The organism is Kitasatospora sp. NPDC059599, from assembly GCF_042735125.1.
Taxonomy (GTDB): Bacteria; Actinomycetota; Actinomycetes; order Streptomycetales; family Streptomycetaceae; genus Kitasatospora.
Genome location: NZ_JBHWCL010000100.1, coordinates 18,261 through 34,858, shown reverse-complemented (window position 1 = coordinate 34,858; position 16,598 = coordinate 18,261). Strand labels below are relative to the sequence as shown.

The 16,598-nt window shown below is 73.9% G+C and carries 16 protein-coding genes; 10 read left to right on the top strand and 6 right to left on the bottom strand.

Annotation, left to right across the window (positions count from 1 at the left end):
* Positions 1 to 138: 138 nt before the first annotated feature.
* Positions 139 to 1,746 carry a DHA2 family efflux MFS transporter permease subunit gene (locus ACFV04_RS29170; RefSeq protein WP_380347116.1) on the bottom strand — a complete coding sequence of 536 codons (1,608 nt, stop codon included), beginning with the start codon at positions 1,744 to 1,746 and terminating at the stop codon, positions 139 to 141.
* A 300-nt stretch (positions 1,747 to 2,046) separates the two neighbouring features.
* Here ACFV04_RS29170 and panB point away from each other — a divergent pair, with 300 nt between their 5' ends.
* The 3 genes from panB (at position 2,047) to ACFV04_RS29155 (ending at position 4,908) form a co-directional block, all read left to right on the top strand.
* Positions 2,047 to 2,916 carry a 3-methyl-2-oxobutanoate hydroxymethyltransferase gene (panB, locus tag ACFV04_RS29165; RefSeq protein ID WP_380347117.1) on the top strand — a complete coding sequence of 290 codons (870 nt, stop codon included), beginning with the start codon at positions 2,047 to 2,049 and terminating at the stop codon, positions 2,914 to 2,916.
* A gap of 160 nt (positions 2,917 to 3,076) precedes the next feature.
* Positions 3,077 to 4,099, top strand: coding sequence for an ATP-binding cassette domain-containing protein (locus ACFV04_RS29160; RefSeq protein WP_380347119.1), 1,023 nt, complete (start codon positions 3,077 to 3,079; stop codon positions 4,097 to 4,099).
* Positions 4,096 to 4,908 carry an ABC transporter permease gene (locus ACFV04_RS29155; protein ID WP_380347121.1) on the top strand — a complete coding sequence of 271 codons (813 nt, stop codon included), beginning with the start codon at positions 4,096 to 4,098 and terminating at the stop codon, positions 4,906 to 4,908. Before ACFV04_RS29160 ends, ACFV04_RS29155 begins: the two co-directional genes overlap by 4 nt.
* Positions 4,909 to 5,144: 236 nt before the next feature.
* Here ACFV04_RS29155 and ACFV04_RS29150 read toward each other — a convergent pair whose 3' ends face one another.
* A complete protein-coding gene (locus ACFV04_RS29150; protein ID WP_380533580.1) occupies positions 5,145 to 8,549 on the bottom strand; it encodes a BTAD domain-containing putative transcriptional regulator in 3,405 nt (1,134 codons plus the stop codon).
* Between the two features lie 223 nt (positions 8,550 to 8,772).
* On the opposite strand from ACFV04_RS29150, the gene ACFV04_RS29145 reads away from it, so the two are divergent.
* Complete coding sequence (locus ACFV04_RS29145; RefSeq protein ID WP_360249643.1) at positions 8,773 to 9,588, top strand: site-2 protease family protein; 816 nt, start codon at positions 8,773 to 8,775, stop codon at positions 9,586 to 9,588.
* A 52-nt stretch (positions 9,589 to 9,640) separates the two neighbouring features.
* Here the strand turns inward: ACFV04_RS29145 and ACFV04_RS29140 are convergent, their stop codons facing one another.
* Positions 9,641 to 9,832, bottom strand: coding sequence for a hypothetical protein (locus ACFV04_RS29140; RefSeq protein ID WP_380347124.1), 192 nt, complete (start codon positions 9,830 to 9,832; stop codon positions 9,641 to 9,643).
* A gap of 119 nt (positions 9,833 to 9,951) precedes the next feature.
* The gene (npdG, locus tag ACFV04_RS29135; RefSeq protein ID WP_380347125.1) at positions 9,952 to 10,644 is read right to left on the bottom strand and encodes an NADPH-dependent F420 reductase; all 693 of its coding nucleotides are present in this window, start codon (positions 10,642 to 10,644) and stop codon (positions 9,952 to 9,954) included.
* Positions 10,645 to 10,691: 47 nt separating this feature from the next.
* Between npdG and ACFV04_RS29130 the strand changes: the two genes are divergently transcribed.
* The 3 genes from ACFV04_RS29130 to ACFV04_RS29120 all read left to right on the top strand — a co-directional run bounded on the left by ACFV04_RS29130 (position 10,692) and on the right by ACFV04_RS29120 (position 13,593).
* Positions 10,692 to 11,288 (top strand): hypothetical protein, encoded by a 597-nt coding sequence (locus ACFV04_RS29130; protein ID WP_380347126.1) that lies wholly within the window; start codon positions 10,692 to 10,694, stop codon positions 11,286 to 11,288.
* 66 nt (positions 11,289 to 11,354) lie between these two features.
* Entirely contained in the window at positions 11,355 to 12,800 is a 1,446-nt protein-coding gene (locus ACFV04_RS29125; protein WP_380533577.1) for an MFS transporter, read from the top strand.
* A 13-nt stretch (positions 12,801 to 12,813) separates the two neighbouring features.
* Entirely contained in the window at positions 12,814 to 13,593 is a 780-nt protein-coding gene (locus ACFV04_RS29120; RefSeq protein WP_380533575.1) for a hypothetical protein, read from the top strand.
* A 1-nt stretch (position 13,594) separates the two neighbouring features.
* Here ACFV04_RS29120 and ACFV04_RS29115 read toward each other — a convergent pair whose 3' ends face one another.
* Positions 13,595 to 13,822, bottom strand: coding sequence for a hypothetical protein (locus ACFV04_RS29115; protein WP_380347130.1), 228 nt, complete (start codon positions 13,820 to 13,822; stop codon positions 13,595 to 13,597).
* Between the two features lie 192 nt (positions 13,823 to 14,014).
* Between ACFV04_RS29115 and map the strand changes: the two genes are divergently transcribed.
* Positions 14,015 to 14,860, top strand: a complete 846-nt coding sequence (map, locus tag ACFV04_RS29110) for a type I methionyl aminopeptidase (protein WP_360249622.1) — start codon at positions 14,015 to 14,017, stop codon at positions 14,858 to 14,860.
* A gap of 51 nt (positions 14,861 to 14,911) precedes the next feature.
* On the opposite strand, the gene ACFV04_RS29105 is transcribed toward map, so the two are convergent.
* A complete protein-coding gene (locus tag ACFV04_RS29105; RefSeq protein ID WP_380533572.1) occupies positions 14,912 to 15,613 on the bottom strand; it encodes a bifunctional DNA primase/polymerase in 702 nt (233 codons plus the stop codon).
* A 472-nt stretch (positions 15,614 to 16,085) separates the two neighbouring features.
* On the opposite strand from ACFV04_RS29105, the gene ACFV04_RS29100 reads away from it, so the two are divergent.
* Together ACFV04_RS29100 and ACFV04_RS29095 are read left to right on the top strand one after the other, a co-directional pair.
* A complete protein-coding gene (locus ACFV04_RS29100) occupies positions 16,086 to 16,316 on the top strand; it encodes a hypothetical protein (protein WP_380533570.1) in 231 nt (76 codons plus the stop codon).
* Between the two features lie 56 nt (positions 16,317 to 16,372).
* A complete protein-coding gene (locus ACFV04_RS29095) occupies positions 16,373 to 16,570 on the top strand; it encodes a hypothetical protein (RefSeq protein WP_360249613.1) in 198 nt (65 codons plus the stop codon).
* Positions 16,571 to 16,598: the final 28 nt, after the last annotated feature.

Sequence of the window (16,598 nt, the reverse complement as noted above, 5' to 3'; positions counted from 1 at the left end):
GTCCGTGTCGTTGGCGGCCCGTTCGGCGGGTGGGACCCGCCGCCGGGCCGAGGCCCAGCCACCCCGGCGGAACCGGAGGCAGGGCCAATGTACCCCGGCCGTGCCGCGGCACGGGCCGGCGTCCGGTCCGGTGGCGGGTCAGGCCTCCGCGGCCGCGGTCTCCCGGGTCGCGTCCGGCTGCCCGGCGGCCGGACCGGCCGGGGCGCCGGGGGCGGCCGAGCGGCGCGGCAGCAGGAACCAGGCGACCAGCGCGCCGATCACCGAGATGCCCACCGAGAGCGAGGCCACCACGTGCATGGCGTGGATGAAGGAGTCGTTCGCCGGGCCGATCAGGGCCTGTCCGCCGGGGATCCGGCCGGCGATGGCCAGGGTGGCCTCCAGCGATTCGCCGGCCTTGTCGCGCAGGTTCTCCGGCAGCTGGTTCAGGGTGTCGGACATCCCGTCGCGGTAGACGGTGGAGAGCACCGCGCCGAGCACGGCGACCCCGAGCGAGCCGCCGACCTGGCGGAAGGTGTTGTTGACGGCGGAGCCGGCGCCGGCCTTCTCGCGGGGCAGCGAGCCCATGATCGCGACGGTCACCGGCGGCATGACGTGCGCCATGCCGGCGCCCATCACCAGGCCGAGCACGATCAGCACCCAGATCGGGGTGGTGGCGGTGAGCACGGTGTAGCCGACGAAGCCGAGCGCGACCAGCAGCATGCCGCCGGAGGCGGTGGCGGCGACGCCGAAGCGGTCGACCACCAGCCGGGCCCGCGGCGCGAAGAGCAGCTGGGCGACGGCCAGCGGCAGCATCAACAGGCCCGCCTGGAGGGCGCTGTAGCCGCGCACGCTCTGGATGTAGAAGACGCCGAAGAACGAGACGCCCATCAGCGCGAAGAAGATCACGCCGACGACCACCACGGAGGCGCTGAACACCTTGTTGCGGAACCAGGTGACGTCCAGTGCGGGGAACGCGGTGCGGCGCTCGAACCAGACGAAGGCGACCAGCGCGACCACGCCGACCAGGGTCGGCACCCAGGCCCCGGGGGCGGTGAAGTCGGCCAGCTCGCCGCCCTTGATGATGCCGTAGATCAGGGCGACCAGGCCGATGATCGACAGCAGCACGCCGACCGGGTCGAGCTTGCCCGGGGCCGGGTCCTTGGACTCGGGCACCAGGATCGCCATCGCGATCACCGCGACGATCACGATCGGGACGTTGATCAGGAAGACCGAGCCCCACCAGAAGTGCTCGATCAGCAGACCGCCGGTGATCGGGCCGATGGCGATGGCCAGGCCCACCGCGCCCGCCCAGATGCCGATCGCCTTGGGCTGCTCGGAGCGCTCGAAGACGTTCATGATGATCGCCAGCGTGGCGGGCATCGCGAGCGCGGCGCCGACGCCCATCAGGGCGCGGAAACCGATGAGTTCACCGGGCGAGCCGGCCATCGAGGACAGCAGTGAGGCGATGCCGAAGACCACCATGCCGGCCAGCAGCGCGAGCTTGCGGCCGAAGCGGTCGCCGAGCAGGCCCGAGGTGAAGAGCAGCCCGGCGAACACGAGCGTGTAGGAGTTGATCGACCACTCCAGGTCGCTCTGGGTGGCGCCGAGGCCGACCGGAGCGGGGGTCGCGATGGTCTTCATCGCGACGTTGAGGATCGAGTTGTCGAGCACGACGACGAGCAGGGCGAGCACCAGGGTGCAGAGGATCGCCCAGCGCCGACGGTGGATGGCTTCCGGCACGCGGGGTGGCGCGGCTGCGGTGGTCATTGGTCTTCCCGTCCGTGTTGGCGTGGCACTGGCGGGCTATTCCGAGTCGGAAACGTCTCGTAACCCCCTGCACCAGAGTAGCGGGGAAATACGATACGAGACGACACCGTTTCGCAAAATGGAGGCAAAGCCCGGCGCCTCCCCCGAACCCCGGCCCGCCGCGGCCGGCCCCGGTGTGTCACGGATCGCACCGGGACGAACGCACCCCTCTTTGCGCGCACGCCGGGGCGTGCAAGCATGGAGGTGATCCGGGGACGCCGCACGGCGCCACGAGACGACAACCCTTCAGGAGTCCGTTCGATGAACGCTTCTTCGCCTTCGCCTGCCCAGAACCAGGCGTCGACCGCCACCCTCTACGGCGGGGTCACCAACCGCCGCGTGACCGTCCGCGACCTCGCCGCCGCCAAGCAGCGCGGCGAGAAGTGGTCGATGCTCACCGCCTACGACGCCCTGACCGCAGGCGTGTTCGACGAGGCCGGCACCCCGGTACTGCTGGTCGGCGACTCGGCGGGCAACTGCCACCTCGGCTACGAGACCACCGTCCCGGTGACCATGGATCAGATGGTGATGCTCTCCGCCGCCGTCGTCCGCGGCACCAAGCGGTCGATGATCGTCGCCGACCTGCCGTTCGGCTCCTACCAGGAGTCCCCCGCGCAGGCCATGCACAACGCGGCCCGGCTGATGAAGGAGGCCGGGGTCGGCGCGGTCAAGCTGGAGGGCGGCGAGCGCAGCGCCCGCTCGATCGAGCTGCTGGTCGAGGCCGGCATCCCGGTGATGGCGCACATCGGTCTCACCCCGCAGTCCGTGCACGCCTTCGGCGGCTACCCGGTCCAGGGCCGCGGCGACGAGGCGGCGCACCAGCTGCTGCGCGACGCCAAGGCCGTCCAGCAGGCGGGCGCCTTCGCGGTGGTCCTGGAAGCGGTGCCGGCCGAGCTGGCCGCCCAGGTCACCGAGCAGCTGGCGATCCCCACCGTCGGCATCGGCGGCGGCCCCGACACCGACGCCCAGGTGCTGGTCTGGACCGACATGGCCGGCATGACGGCCGGCCGGGTGCCGAAGTTCGTCAAGCAGTACGCCGACCTGCGGACCGTCCTGGCCGACGCCGCCCGGGCCTTCGCCGAGGACGTCCGCGGCGGCGCCTTCCCCGCGGAGGAGCACAGCTTCCACTGACCGTTCGCACCGGTCACGGCCCTGCCCCGCGCCCGCGGAGCAGGGCCGTCGGCACGTCCGGCCGCCGATGACAGCGGAGTGACAGCGGCCTGGCAGCGGGCCGCCGCCGCCGTCACCACGGCGACAGGGGGCTGACAGCCGGGCCGGACAACCTGGTGGCATGACACGAATCGCCACCGCCCCGAACGACCGGGGAGCCGCCGCCGGCAATGCCGTCGAGGTCCGCGGCATCGTCAAGCACTACGGCACCACCAAGGCCCTCGACGGGGTCGACCTCACCGTCAGGGAAGGCACCGTCCTCGGTGTGCTCGGCCCCAACGGCGCGGGCAAGACCACCCTCGTCCGGGTCCTCTCCACCCTGATCAAGCCGGACGCCGGCACCGCCTTCGTCGGCGGCTACGACGTCCTGCGCCAGCCCAAGCAGCTGCGCCGCACGATCGGCCTCACCGGCCAGTACGCCTCCGTCGACGAACTCCTCTCCGGGTACGAGAACCTCTACCTGATCGGCCGACTGCTCGACCTCCCCGGCCGCGAGGCCAAGGCCCGCGCGACCGAACTGCTGGAACGCTTCTCGCTCACCGAGGCCGCCAAGCGGCCCGCCAAGACCTACTCCGGCGGCATGCGCCGCCGCCTCGACCTGGCCGCCAGCATGATCGGCCGCCCCCGGGTGCTCTACCTGGACGAGCCCACCACCGGTCTGGACCCGCGCACCCGCAACGAGGTCTGGGACGAGGTGCAGCGGATGGTCTCCGAGGGCACCACCGTGCTGCTGACCACCCAGTACATGGAGGAGGCGGAGCAGCTCGCGAACGAGCTGACCGTCATCGACCGCGGCAAGGTGATCGCCACCGGGCTGGTGGCCGAACTCAAGGCCAAGGTCGGCGGGCAGACCCTGCAGGTCCGCCCGGTCCACGCGGCCGAGTTGCCCGAGATGGCCCGCTGCCTGCACGACACCGGCATCACCACCGCCACCTTCTCCGCCGACACCGGCCTGCTCGCGGTGCCGATCACCGGCGAGGAGCAGCTGACCACCGTGATCGGCGTGCTCGGCGGCCGCGGCTTCGCGATCGCCGGCATCGACACCAAGGTGCCCAGCCTCGACGAGGTCTTCCTCGCCATCACCGGCAAGCCCGCCCCCGCCGCGGACGCCGCCCCCAGCCTCGCCAAGGAGCCCGTCGCATGACCACCGCCGCACTCGCCCCCGCCCGGGTGGAGGACTCCCGGATCGGTCTGTCCGGCACCCTGCGCCACGTCGGCGCACTGACCCGGCGCAACCTGATGCGGATCAAGGCCGACCCGGAGTCGATGTTCGACGCCGTGCTGATGCCGATCATCTTCACCGTGCTCTTCGTCTACGTCTTCGGCGGGGCGATGGCCGGCAACCAGGACGCCTACCGGCAGTACCTGGTCCCCGGCCTGCTCGGACAGACCGGTCTCACCCTGGCGATGGCCGTCGGCACCGGCCTCAACAGCGACTTCCAGACCGGCGTGATGGACCGCTTCCGGACCCTGCCGATCGGGCGGGCCTCCGTACTGCTCTCCAAGATCGCCGCCGAGACCCTCCGCGGGCTGCTCTCCTTCGCGATCCTGATCAGCTTCGCGATGTGCATCGGCTTCGAGGTGAAGACCGGTCCGCTGGAGGTGCTGGCCACCATCGGCCTGGCCCTGGTGTTCGGCATGTCGATCGTCTGGATCTCGATGCTGCTCGGCATGGCGCTGCGCAGCGCCCAGGCCGTCCAGGGCGTCTCCATGCTGGTCCTGATGCCGATGCAGTTCGGCAGCTCGATCTTCGCCCCGACCCAGACCATGCCGGGCTGGCTGCAGTCCTTCACCAAGGTGAACCCGCTGTCCGCACTGGCCGACGCCTCCCGTGCGCTGCTCAACGGCGAGGGCGCGGTCGCCCACCCGGTGATGATCGTGCTGATCTGGTCCGCCGCCGTCACCGCGGTCTTCGCCCCGCTCGCGGTCGCCCGCTTCCGCAAGCGGACCTGACCCCGGACCGCGTCGGCCCTCCGCGGGGGAGGGCCGGCGGACGGGGCGGCCGGCCGCCCGGGACAGGCACCGGCCGTCGCAGGGGCCCGGTGGGCCGGTGACCAGGGGACGGTCACCGGCCCACCAGGCCCTCACCGCGCACCCCCGGACCGACGATCCGCCAGGCCCTCCCCGAACCCCCGCACCCCGCACCCCCGGACCGACGGACCGACGGACCGACGGACCAGCGGGCGCCGTCAGCCGATCAGCTCCGTCAGCAAGGCCTGGGTCTGCTCCTGCGTCATGCCGTCGCCGCGGGCGTAGGCCTCCTCGTAGGCGGCATCGCCCAGCAGCCCCCGCAGAGCCGCGGCCGACCGCTCCCGCTCGACGCGGTCCAGGTAGCCGCCCTTCGGGCCGTTCAGCCCGTTGTGCGCGCCCTGCAGGAGCGCCGCGAGCCGGCCCCGCTCCAGGTCCCGGTCGCGTTCGGCGAACACCCGCAGCACCCCGACCACGGCCGGGACCACCATGACCGTCATCTGCTCCACGAACCCGGAGCCCGTCGCGATCGACCGCAGCATCCGCCGGCACTCGCGGATCAGTTCGAGACCCCGCTCCGGATCGCCGGTCCGGGCCGTGATCCAGCCCCGGGCCGCGTTCAGCAGCCCGGAGACGACGGTCGGCGCGAGGAAGTCGACCGTGGTGACGTCCATCAGGTCCAGTTCGGCCAGCGCCTGGGCGTACTCGCCGCGCTGGGCGTGCACGCCGCAGAGCGTCAGGTGGCCGAACAGCCAGGCGCCGGTGCCGGCCTGGTTCAGACCCGGGGAGTCGATGGAGGCCAGCGCCTCCCGGACGATCCGCTCGCCGCGCTCCGGATCCACCTCCAGCAGGGCGTTGCCGAGGTTCACCCGCAGCATCGGCACCTCCTGGGTCGCCCCCAGCTCCTCGGCCAGCCCGATCGCCCGCTCGTAGGCGGCGGCGGCCGCCTCCGGCTCGCCCCGGTTGGCCAGCGACTCGCCCTGCGCCGACAGCGCCTGGGAGACCCCCCAGAGGTTGCCGGCCTGCTGGTAGAGCTCCAGGGAGCGCGAGCCGTCCAGGACGCTCTGCTCCGCCCCGCCCGGCCAGTCGTTCAGCATCTTGGCCCGGAGCTGCAGGATGAACGCCATGTCGTTCGCGTCGCCGTGGCGCTCGCAGCCCGCGACGGCGTCGTCCAGCAGGTGCGTCATCAGGTCCAGCCGACCGGAGAGGAAGGCGCCGAAGACCCGCATCAGCGCGGGGAAGCGGTGGGACTGCGGCAGGTCCGGGGTATAGACGTCCAGGAGCTGTTGGGCGACCTGGACGGCCTGTGCGTCGCCGACCAGCTCCAGGTTCCCCTCGAAGAGCCCGATCAGCCGGTGCAGTGCGAGCAGCCGGCGGGCCTCCTCGACCACCCCCTCGGGCATCGGCAGGCCGTACTCCAGCACGCCGCGCTCCAGCGGCACCGGCGGCGGGGCGGACGGGCCGAACGGGTCCGGGCCCAGCGCGGCGACCGCGGTGTACCAGCTCCGGGCCTCCAGGCCGTAGTTGCGCAGTGACCAGTACCAGCTCATGCCAAGGGTGAGGGCCAGTGCCTCCTCCTCGTCCCCGAGGTCGATCGCGCGGCGCATCGCGGCCCGGATGTTGTCCTGCTCCCGCTCCAGCACGGTCAGCCAGTGCAGTTGCCGGGGCCCGTGGATGTGCAGGTCCGCCTCCGCGACCACGGCGCGGAAGTGCGCCAGGTGGCGGGCCCCGGTGGCGGTGCGCTCGGCGGCGGACTCGGCGAGGCGCTCGGTCGTGTACTCGTGGATGGTCTCCAGCATCCGGTAGCGCGGCAGGCTGGCGCCGTCCAGGTCGGCCACCAGGAGGGACTTGTCGACCAGCGACAGCAGCAGGTCGGCGACCTCCCCCGGGGCCACCTCGACGCCGTCGGCGCAGACCGCCTCGGCGTCCTCCAGCTGCCAGCCGCCGGAGAACACCGAGAGTCGGCGCAGCACCGCCCGCTCGCGCTTGCCCAGCAGGTCCCAGCTCCAGTCGACCACCGCGCGCAGGGTCTGCTGGCGCGGCAACAGGGTGCGGCTGCCGGCGGTGAGCAGCGCGAACCGGCCGTCCAGTCGGTCGGCTATCTGGCGGGCCGTCATCACCCGCAGCCGGGCCGCGGCCAGTTCGATGGCCAGCGGCAGCCCGTCCAGCCGACGGCAGATCTCGGCGCAGGCCTCCGGATCGCCCTGCGGGTCGAAGCCGGGACGGGCGGTGGCGGCGCGCTCCGCGAACAGCCGCAGCGCGACCGGGTCGGGCAGCGGCTCGACCGGAAGCACCGTCTCGCCGGGCACGCCGAGCGGCTCGCGGCTGGTGGCGAGCACGGTCAGCCCGGGGCAGTCGGCCAGCAGCACGTCCGCGAGGTCGGCGGCGGCCTGGATCAGGTGCTCGCAGTTGTCCAGGACGAGCAGCATCCGGCGGTGGCCGCAGTGCTCGACCAGCCGGCGCACCGGGTCCTCGACGCGCTTCTCGATCACCTCGGCGACCATGCTGGCGCTGTGCAGCACGATCTCGCGCAGGCCCAGCGCCGACACCACGGCGGCGGGCACCGCGTCCGGGCTCTCCAGCGGGGCGAGTTCGGCCACCCAGACGCCGTCCGGCCAGGCCCCCGCCGACTGCTCGGCCCGTCCGGCCTCGACCGAGAGACTGGTCTTGCCGGAGCCGCCCGGTCCGGTGAGGGTCACCAGCCGGCGCTCCGTCAACAGCCCTCGCAGCGAGGCGAGATCGGCCTCCCGGCCGACGAAGCTGGTCAGCCGTCCGCGCAGGTTGCCGCCGGTGCGCGGGAGTTGGGTCGCCGGAGTACCCGCGGACGGCTCCGGCCGGGGCTGCGGCTCCGGCCGGGAGTGCGGCTCCGGCCGGGGGTGTGGCTCCGGCTCGACGCCCGGATCCGGACCGGCCCCCGGCGCGAGCAACTCGGCGTGCAGGGACCGGAGGTGCCGACCGGGGTCGACGCCGAGCTCATCGGCCAGGACCCGTCTGGTCCGCTCGTAGTGGTGCAGTGCCTCGGCCGTCCGGCCGCTCTCGTGCAGCGCCCGGATCATCAGCAGCTGCAGCGGTTCGTCCAGCCGCTGCCGCTCGCACAGCTCGGCGAGTTCGGCGACCAGGTCGGCGGCCCGGCCGAGCCCCAGGTCGGCGGTGATCCGGTGCCGGCGGGCCTCCTCGCGCTGGGCCTCCAGCCTGGCGGCCGGGCCCGAGCGGTCCGGCAGGTCGGCGAGGGCGGGGCCGCGCCACAGCGCCAGGGCGGCGCGCAGCCGCTCGGCGGCCAGCGCGTGGTCCCCGGCGCCCAGGGCCCGTCGGCCCTCGGTGCTCAGTCGTTGGAAGTCCGCGAGGTCGGTGCCCGGGCCGGTCAGCCAGTACCCGGCCGGGCCGGAGCCGATCTCGTCCCGGCCGACGGTGCGACGCAGCCGGCCGACCAGGGTCTGCAGCGCGGCGGAGGAGTCCTGCGGCGGATCGGCGTCCCACACCTCGTCCACCAGCAGGTCGGCCGGCACCGGGCGGCCCTGCCGCAGGGCCAGCGCGGCCAGCAGCGCCCGCAGCCGGGCGCCGCCGAGGGGCACCGGGGTTCCGTCGTCGTGGTGGGCCGTGGTCGTCCCGAGGATGCCGTAGTGCACCGCACCATTCTGGTCGATCAGCGGGCGTGCGGCCGCACAATTGTGCAGGCGCCCCCGCCGATACGGCCCCGCCCCGCCGCCCCGTCCGGGCACCCGGCCTCGGCGGAACGCCACCGGGTGCCCGGACGTTCACCCGGAGCGGCTTGTCCGGTCACCGCCCGCCCGGCATGATCGGACCCCGGCCCGACACCCGCCCTCCCTCTGCCCACGGAGCACCCACACCATGACCTTCGCCGCCACGCCGCGCTCCCGCAGCGAGGACCGCCGGATCAGCCCGGTGTTCTGGGTGCTCCTCGCCATCCTCGGCACCTCCGGCTGGGCGGTGTACGCGGGCTACGGGAACGCCTCGTTCGGGGTGTTCCTGTTCGTGGTTGCGGGCTGGATGGTCTCGCTGTGCCTGCACGAGTACGCCCACGCCCGCACGGCGCTGCACGGCGGCGACATCACGGTGGGTGCCAAGGGCTACCTCACGCTCAACCCGCTGAAGTACACCAACGTGCTGCTCAGCTTCGTCCTGCCGATCGTCTTCGTGATCCTCGGCGGCATCGGCCTGCCCGGCGGCTCGGTCTGGATCGAGCGGCACCGGATCCAGGGCCGGCTCAAGCACAGCCTGATCTCGGCGGCCGGCCCGCTGGTCAACCTGGCCATCGCGGCGGCGCTGCTGGTCCCGATCGGCGCCGGCTGGCTGGACGACCCGACGGTGCACGCGTTCTGGAACGGCTACGAGCTGACCATCTCGCCGTTCTCCGGCGCGCTGGGCTTCCTCGGCTTCCTCCAGATCAGCGCGGCGGTGCTGAACCTGCTGCCGGTGCCCGGCCTGGACGGCTACGGCATCGTCGAGCCCTGGCTGTCGTACAAGACCCGGCGCGCGGTCGAGCCGTTCGCCCCGTACGGGATGCTCGCGGTGTTCGCGCTGCTGTGGCAGCCCTCGGTGAACTCGTTCTTCTTCGGGGTCGTCCACGGCCTGATGAACCTCTTCGGCGTGGACCAGGACTACGCGACGCTCGGGCGGTACCTCTTCAGCTTCTGGAAGAACTGACCCCGCGGGCCACCGGGCGGGGACCAGCCCCGGACCAGCCCTGCTCGGCGCCCTAGCCCCGCTCGGCGGCCGCGACGGCCTCGGCGATCTTCGCCCGGCGGCGGTTCAGCCACAGCACGTTGCTGGCCACACCGGCCAACGGCAGCCAGATCAGGCCCAGCCAGAGGCCCTGGGTCAGCGAGAAGACCGCGGCGGCCAGCGCGAGGACGACGACGATCAGGGCGAGCAGGGACGTGCGGGGCATGGCGGGAGGCTCCTAGGACGGGTGCGGCCGGCCGGGACGCGGCCGGGACCCATTGTCGCCGACCTCACCTCCGGAGGAGTCCAGGGGTGAGGTCGACACGGCCGCGCGGCCCCGGCCGGTCAGACGTCGGTGATCCGCAGGCCCGCGTGGGCCTTGTAGCGGCGGTTGACCGAGATCAGGTTGGCGACCAGCGCCTCGACCTGATGGGCGTTGCGCAGCCGCCCCGCGTAGATGCCGCGCATGCCGGGGATCCGGGCGGCCAGGGCGCGCACCACGTCGGTGGCGGCCCGGTCCTCGCCGAGCACCATGACGTCGGTGTCGATCTCCTCCACCGACTCGTCCTGCAGCAGCACCGCCGAGAGGTGGTGGAAGGCGGCGGTGACCCGGGAGTCCGGCAGCAGGGCGGCGGCCTGCTGGGCGGCGCTGCCCTCCTCCGGCTTCAGCGCGTACGCGCCCTGCTTGTCGAAGCCGAGCGGGTTGACGCAGTCGACGACGATCTTGCCGGCGAGGTCCTCACGCAGGGCGGTGAGCGTGGCGGCGTGGCCGTCCCACGGGACCGCGATGATCACCACGTCGCTCTCCCGGGCGACGGTGGCGTTGTCGGCGCCGCGCACGCCGAGGCCCAGCTCGGCGGCGGAGGCCTCGGCCCGGGCGGCGTCGCGGGAGCCGATGATCACCTGCTGTCCGGCCTTGGCCAGCCGCAGGGCCAGGCCGCGCCCCTGGTCGCCGGTGCCGCCGAGGACGCCGACCACCAGCTGCGAGACGTCCGGCAGCTCGTGGGCCGGGTTTGTCGCTGAATCGAGGGAAGTCATGGGCCGATCCTGCCAAATCCCCGGCCCGGCGCGACATCCTGGCCCGCATGGACGCGGTGAGAGTTTCGGCACTCCGGGAAAGGCTTGCGGGCACGGGCTGGTGGGAGGCGGTCGGCGGCTTCGCCGGGTCGCTGCGGCGCTCGGTGGAGCGGCGCGGGGCGGGCGGCCTGCTACTGGTCGGCACCGAGGCGTACGAGCCGTGGCACCTGGCCGCCCACCTCGACGACGAGGCCGCCTGGTCGGCCGTGCCCCGGCTGGCTCCCACCCTGTTGCGGCACCGTCCGCCGCCCGGGGCCCCGGCCCACCTGGCGCACGGCCTGCGGCGGCTCACCGAGGCCGGGCGCGGCGCGACCGTCCTGGTGGTGGCCCCGCAGACGGCCGGCGCCCCGCTGCTGGAGCGGGTGCGCGACGCCCGGCGGCACGGCGCGACGGTGCTCGCGCTGGACGGCGCCGCCCCGGGCGACCTCGGCGGGCTCGCGCACGAGCGCCTGGCCGTCGGCACCGCCGCCGAGGAACCGTTCGACCTCGCCCAGCACCTGGTCAGCGCCGCCGCCGGACTGCCCCCGGCCCGCCGCACCTCCCTCGACCGCCTCGCCGCCCTGGCCGGCCGGCTGGCCTCGGCACCCGTGCTCAGCCGCTGGTAGGCGCGGTCGCGGGTCGCTCGAAAACCCTTTGCGGAGCCGGTGGCCGCCGTCCCAGGATGATGGTTCGTGAACGTCGACGAACCCCCGCATCCCCCGGCGCTCGGTCGGGCCCGGTCGGCGCTGCGCTCGCTGGTGCCCGATCTGTCACCGTGGCGCGCCTCGCGCGACTTCCGCTACCTCTGGACCTCCGGCTGCGTCACCAGCTTCGGCAGCTTCCTCACCCTCGTCGCCGTGCCGATGCAGATCAAGGAGCTCACCGGTTCCTCCCTGGCGGTCGGCCTGATCGGCGCCGTCGAACTCGTCCCGCTGATCGTCTTCGGCCTGTGGGGCGGCGCCCTCGCCGACGCCCTGGACCGCCGCAAGCTGGTGCTGCGCGCCGAGGCCGCGCTCGGTCTGCTGGCCGGGCTGCTCCTGGTCAACGCCCTGCTGCCGCACCCGCTGCTCTGGCCGATCTACCTGGTCGCCGCGCTGGTCGCAGCCGCCGACGGCCTGCAGCGCCCGGCCCTGGACTCGCTCACCCCGCGGCTCGTCCCGCACCGGCACCTGGCCGCCGCGTTCGCACTCAAGTCCCTGTACCACAACGCCGCTTCGGTGGCCGGGCCGGCGCTGGCCGGGGTCGTGGTGGCGTTCGCCGGGGTGCAGACCGCGTACGCGCTGGACGTACTGACCTTCGCGGCCTCGCTGTTGCTGCTCGTCCGGATCAGGGCGGTGCCGCCCGCGACCGGCGCCGAGCGGCCCTCGGTCCGGGCCGTGCTCACCGGCGTCCGGTACGCGTGGAGCCGCAAGGACCTGCTCGGCACCTACGCGATCGACGTCTGCGCCATGCTGTTCGCCTACCCGGTGGCGGTCTTCCCGTTCCTGGCCTCGGACTTGGGCGCGGACTGGGCGCTCGGCCCGATGTACGCGGCCTCCGCCGCCGGCGCCCTGCTGGTCGGGGCGACCAGCGGCTGGACCTCCCGGGTCCACCGGCACGGGCGGCTGCTGGTGGTCGCCGCCGTCGGCTGGGGTGCGGCGATGGCGCTGGCCGGGCTGTCCGGGAGCGTCTGGGTGGTGCTGCTCGGGCTCGCCCTGGCGGGCGGCGCCGACGAGATCAGCGGGCTGGCCCGCTCGACCATGTGGAACCAGTCCATCCCGGACGGGGTCCGTGGCCGGATGGCCGGCGTCGAGCTGCTCAGCTACTCCGTCGGCCCGCAGCTCGGCCAGGTCAGGGCGGGCACGGTGGCCGGGCTGGTCGGCGTGCGCGCCGCCGTCTGGACCGGCGGGGTCGCCTGCGTCGTCGCCGTCCTCGCGGTCGCCGCCGCGCTGCCGAGGCTGCTCGCCTACGACGACCGCACGGACCCGCACGCCGCCGCCGTCCGTGCCGAGCACGAACGGGCGGAGCGGGAGGCGGAGCGGGGGCCGAGGGCGGACCAAGCGACGGACCTAGGGACGGACCAAGGGACGGACCAAGGGACGGACCGAAGCACGGAGCCGAATCCGGAAACACCGACGGGGACGACGGTCGCCCTGTGACAGACTGCCCGGCATGAGGACCGGGGGCTGGAAGCAGTGGGCCGCCGTGGCGGTCGTCGTGACCGCCGTGAGCGGCGCGTTCGGCTGGGCGTTCTGGGGCAGCGGCCGCGTGGCCGGGCAGCCCGCGCCCCCGACCGGCACCACGCCCGCCGCCGTGGCCACCCCGCAGCCGCCGGACGTCGCGGCGCTGGCCGCCTCCCCCGAGGTGGCCGCCGCCGACCGGTCCCTCACCGCCGAGATCGACCGGCGGCTGGCCGCACTGCTCCCGGCGCTGTCCGGTGGCCAGGAGATCGGCGGGGGCGTCCTGGACGGCTGTGGCGTGGGGCCCGGACGGGCCGACGGCGCCGGCGGCTCCGGCGTGCACTGGCCGGCCCCGACGTGCTGCCGACAGGTGGTCAAGTACCTCGCGGTGAGCGGCGATCCGCAGCAGGCCCGGTCGCGCTGGGACCAGGTGATGACCGCCCAGGGCGCCCAGTCGGCCGACTCCAACGCCTCGCCCCGGCCGGGCGAGGGCCTCTGGTACGGGTTCCCGCGCGCAGACGGCGACCGCGACCTGCTCGGGGTGAGCCTGGCCTTCGACGAGCGGAAGGACACGGCCGCCTCCCCCGCCCCGGGCACGGGCTTCCCCCGGGAGCTCGCGGCGCCGAACGCCGGGGCGAGGGTCTGGGCCGACCGGGAGTCCACGCCGGCGGCGCCCGTGAGCCAGGCCGCCGCCCAGGCGCTCGCGTCCGGGCGGCGCCTCGTCGTGCTGAGCGTGGACGAGGAGTACTTCACCGGCCCCGAGCCGCGCTGACCTACTCGGTGGGGTCCTTCGGCTCGTCCTTCCAGCGCGGGTCGTTCTGCCACTCCCGGTTGCGCTCGTCCGCGAGCTGCAGGGCGTTCGCGGCCTCCGCGGGGCTGTCGTACGGGCCGAGGCGGTCCTTGGCCGGGCACTCCGGGCCCTCCTCGACCTTGCCGTGCTTGATGCAGTAGAACCACTCGCCGGGCTTTCCGGTCGGCTTGCGGTGGAATCCGAGGGGCATGGGCGGGCTCTCCCGTTCGGGCGGTCGGCGTTCACGGATGGGGTCGTACCGATCATTCCCCGCCCGGGGCCGCCGCGCACACCACACCCCGCACCCCGCTCCCGGGCCTCCGTCCCGCCTCCGCACCCGGGCCTCCGTCCCGCCTCCGCGCACCGCCCGTCCCGGCGGGGCCCGGCGACTAGACTCGCGGCCATGGCTCTCGTACCCGGCATCCAGTCCCCCACCCGCAAGGTCCCGGCGCACATCGCGCGCCCCGAGTACGTCGGGCGGCCCGCCCCGACGCCGTACACCGGGCCCGAGGTGCAGACCGCCGAGACGATCGAGAAGATGCGGATCGCGGGCGGGATCGCCGCCCGGGCGATGGAGGAGGCGGCCAAGCTGATCGCCCCCGGCGTCACCACGGACGCGCTGGACGCCGTCGCCCACGAGTACATGTGCGACCACGGCGCCTACCCGTCCGACCTGGGTTACCGGGGCTTCCCCAAGTCGGTCTGCACCTCGATCAACGAGGTGATCTGCCACGGCATCCCGGACTCGACCGTGCTGCAGGACGGCGACATCGTCAACATCGACGCCACCGCGTACATCCACGGCGTGCACGGCGACCTCAACGCCACCTACCTGGTCGGCGACGTGGACGAGGAGTCCCGGCTGCTGGTCGAGCGCACCCGGGAGTCCCTCGCCCGGGCGATCAAGGCGGTCAAGCCGGGCCGTCAGATCAACGTCATCGGACGGGTCATCGAGTCCTACGCGAAGCGCTTCGACTACGGCGTGGTGCGGGACTTCACCGGCCACGGCATCAACACGTCGTTCCACTCCGGCCTGATCGTCCCGCACTACGACAGCGACCGCGCCACCGAGGTGATCAAGCCGGGGATGACCTTCACCATCGAGCCGATGCTGACCCTGGGCACCTACGACTACGAGATCTGGCCGGACGGCTGGACCGTCGTCACCAAGGACCGCAAGCGCACCGCCCAGTTCGAGCACACCCTGGTGGTCACCGCGGACGGCGCCGAGGTCCTGACCCTGCCGTGACCCGGCGCGCCCCGGGCCGCCCGGCCCGGGGCCTGCGGCGACCCCCGCCGCTCAGCCGATCAGCCACTGCTCCTCGGCGACCGCGCCCACCTCGGTGCAGGCGTCGGTCAGCACGTCCAGGACGCGCAGCGGGTCCGGCAGCGGCTGCTCGGGCCCGCGCAGCCAGCGCACCCGGGAGCCGTCCGGCAGCGCGGCGGGCGGGAGCAGGGTGTACGAGCCGCGGCAGTGCCAGCGCAGGCCGGGGTGCTCGGACATGGTGTCCGGGGTGGAGTCGAGCGCGCTCGGCCACCACTCGTCCTCGTCCTGCGGGGTGCCGCGGGTGGCGGTGAAGAACAGGTAGCGGTCCTCGCCGACGGCGGCGACGGGGCCTTCGACGCCCGCCGCGGTCAGCCGCTCCAGGGCCAGCCGTCCGGCTTCCGCCGGGACGTCCAGCACGTCGTGGACCCGGCCGGTGGCGGTGATGAAGTTGGCTCGCGGGTCGCGGGCGAGCCAGCGGGAGAGCTGCTCGGTGTCGGTGGTGGCCTGGGTCTGCCAGGCGAAGGAGACCGGGTGCTGGGCCGGGGCCGGACAGGCCACCCGGTCACAGGAACAGCGGTAGCCGGTCGGGTGGGCGGCGGGCGCGAGCGGGAATCCGGCGCGCACCGCGTCCAGCAGCTGGTCCAGGCCGGCTGCCGGGCCGTCCGGGTCCCCCGCCCGAGCCCGCTGACGATCACGCTTCTGCCACCAGGTCGTCCACCTGCCGCTGGCTTCCATCGGGCCCCTTCCGCGCAACTGCCGTGCCTGGTGCGACACAGCGTTCGACGTTCCACTCCGACGCAACGCACGAAGCGCCCCACTGCTTCCCGAGGTGCTCGGCCCTGCCGTCCGCGCCCTGTCGGCCGCGGCCCGGGGTCACCGGACGGCCGACGCCCGGGTCACGGTACGCAGTCACGGCAGCACGCTGTCCGCGCCGGATCGGCCGGAGGGCGCGCGGATCCGCGCCTCGCCCGGCCCGTACGGGCCCGCTGACCCGGGTGAACCCCGGGGGCGTACAGGAAAGGATAGGGGTGCGCGGGGCCTCCGGATGACCGGGGGCGGTGCCTCTCCGGTCACACTCCCGCGCGCACCCCGGGCACACTCCCGGCACCGGGCCCTCACGAGGCCTCCTGTTTCCCTTCCCACCGGGGTGTTCCCGGCCACCCGGCGGGGAGACCACCCACCCGCGCGGAGGTGAGACCCTGGAGGGATGAAGAGCGCGGACACCGAATTCGTCGGCGGCCCCCTGGACGGGACGGTCCTGCCGGTCCCCCTGGGGCCGATGCTCGGCGTGCCCAAGAAGTACAAGGTCCCGGTCCCCGCGCACGGCGACGCCGCCGCGCGCACACTGGTGTACGTCCGGGCCAAGCAGGTACGGGGCCTGAGCTGGTTCTGGCGCTACGAGTACGACGAGGCGGCCTCCGTGAAGGCCTCCGGCTGACACGGCTTCCGGCCGGCGGGCCGCCCGCTCCCCCATCGCCCTCCCGGGAGGTCGGCATGGCCAGGACGGTACGGCACCCGCGCAGCGGCTCCCGGGCGATCGCCCACCACAACCGGCAGGTCGCCGGGGTCACCGGGGTGCTGCTGCTCGCGGTGAGCCTCTACACGGTGACGATCGGCCCGAACGGCTGGCTCTGGTTCGGCTGGGCGGTGCTGCTGCTGGTCAGTGCGGCCCTGTTCGTGGTCCACCCGTGAGCAGCGGCACCGCCCGTCACGTCGGTGC

Coding starts and splice junctions, on each gene's coding strand:
- ACFV04_RS29170 (WP_380347116.1), bottom strand. CDS start 1,746: ATGACCACCGCAGCCGCGCCACCCCGCGTGCCGGAAGCCATCCACCGT.
- panB (WP_380347117.1), top strand. CDS start 2,047: ATGAACGCTTCTTCGCCTTCGCCTGCCCAGAACCAGGCGTCGACCGCC.
- ACFV04_RS29160 (WP_380347119.1), top strand. CDS start 3,077: ATGACACGAATCGCCACCGCCCCGAACGACCGGGGAGCCGCCGCCGGC.
- ACFV04_RS29155 (WP_380347121.1), top strand. CDS start 4,096: ATGACCACCGCCGCACTCGCCCCCGCCCGGGTGGAGGACTCCCGGATC.
- ACFV04_RS29145 (WP_360249643.1), top strand. CDS start 8,773: ATGACCTTCGCCGCCACGCCGCGCTCCCGCAGCGAGGACCGCCGGATC.
- ACFV04_RS29140 (WP_380347124.1), bottom strand. CDS start 9,832: ATGCCCCGCACGTCCCTGCTCGCCCTGATCGTCGTCGTCCTCGCGCTG.
- npdG (WP_380347125.1), bottom strand. CDS start 10,644: ATGACTTCCCTCGATTCAGCGACAAACCCGGCCCACGAGCTGCCGGAC.
- ACFV04_RS29130 (WP_380347126.1), top strand. CDS start 10,692: ATGGACGCGGTGAGAGTTTCGGCACTCCGGGAAAGGCTTGCGGGCACG.
- ACFV04_RS29120 (WP_380533575.1), top strand. CDS start 12,814: ATGAGGACCGGGGGCTGGAAGCAGTGGGCCGCCGTGGCGGTCGTCGTG.
- ACFV04_RS29115 (WP_380347130.1), bottom strand. CDS start 13,822: ATGCCCCTCGGATTCCACCGCAAGCCGACCGGAAAGCCCGGCGAGTGG.
- map (WP_360249622.1), top strand. CDS start 14,015: ATGGCTCTCGTACCCGGCATCCAGTCCCCCACCCGCAAGGTCCCGGCG.
- ACFV04_RS29105 (WP_380533572.1), bottom strand. CDS start 15,613: ATGGAAGCCAGCGGCAGGTGGACGACCTGGTGGCAGAAGCGTGATCGT.
- ACFV04_RS29100 (WP_380533570.1), top strand. CDS start 16,086: ATGAAGAGCGCGGACACCGAATTCGTCGGCGGCCCCCTGGACGGGACG.
- ACFV04_RS29095 (WP_360249613.1), top strand. CDS start 16,373: ATGGCCAGGACGGTACGGCACCCGCGCAGCGGCTCCCGGGCGATCGCC.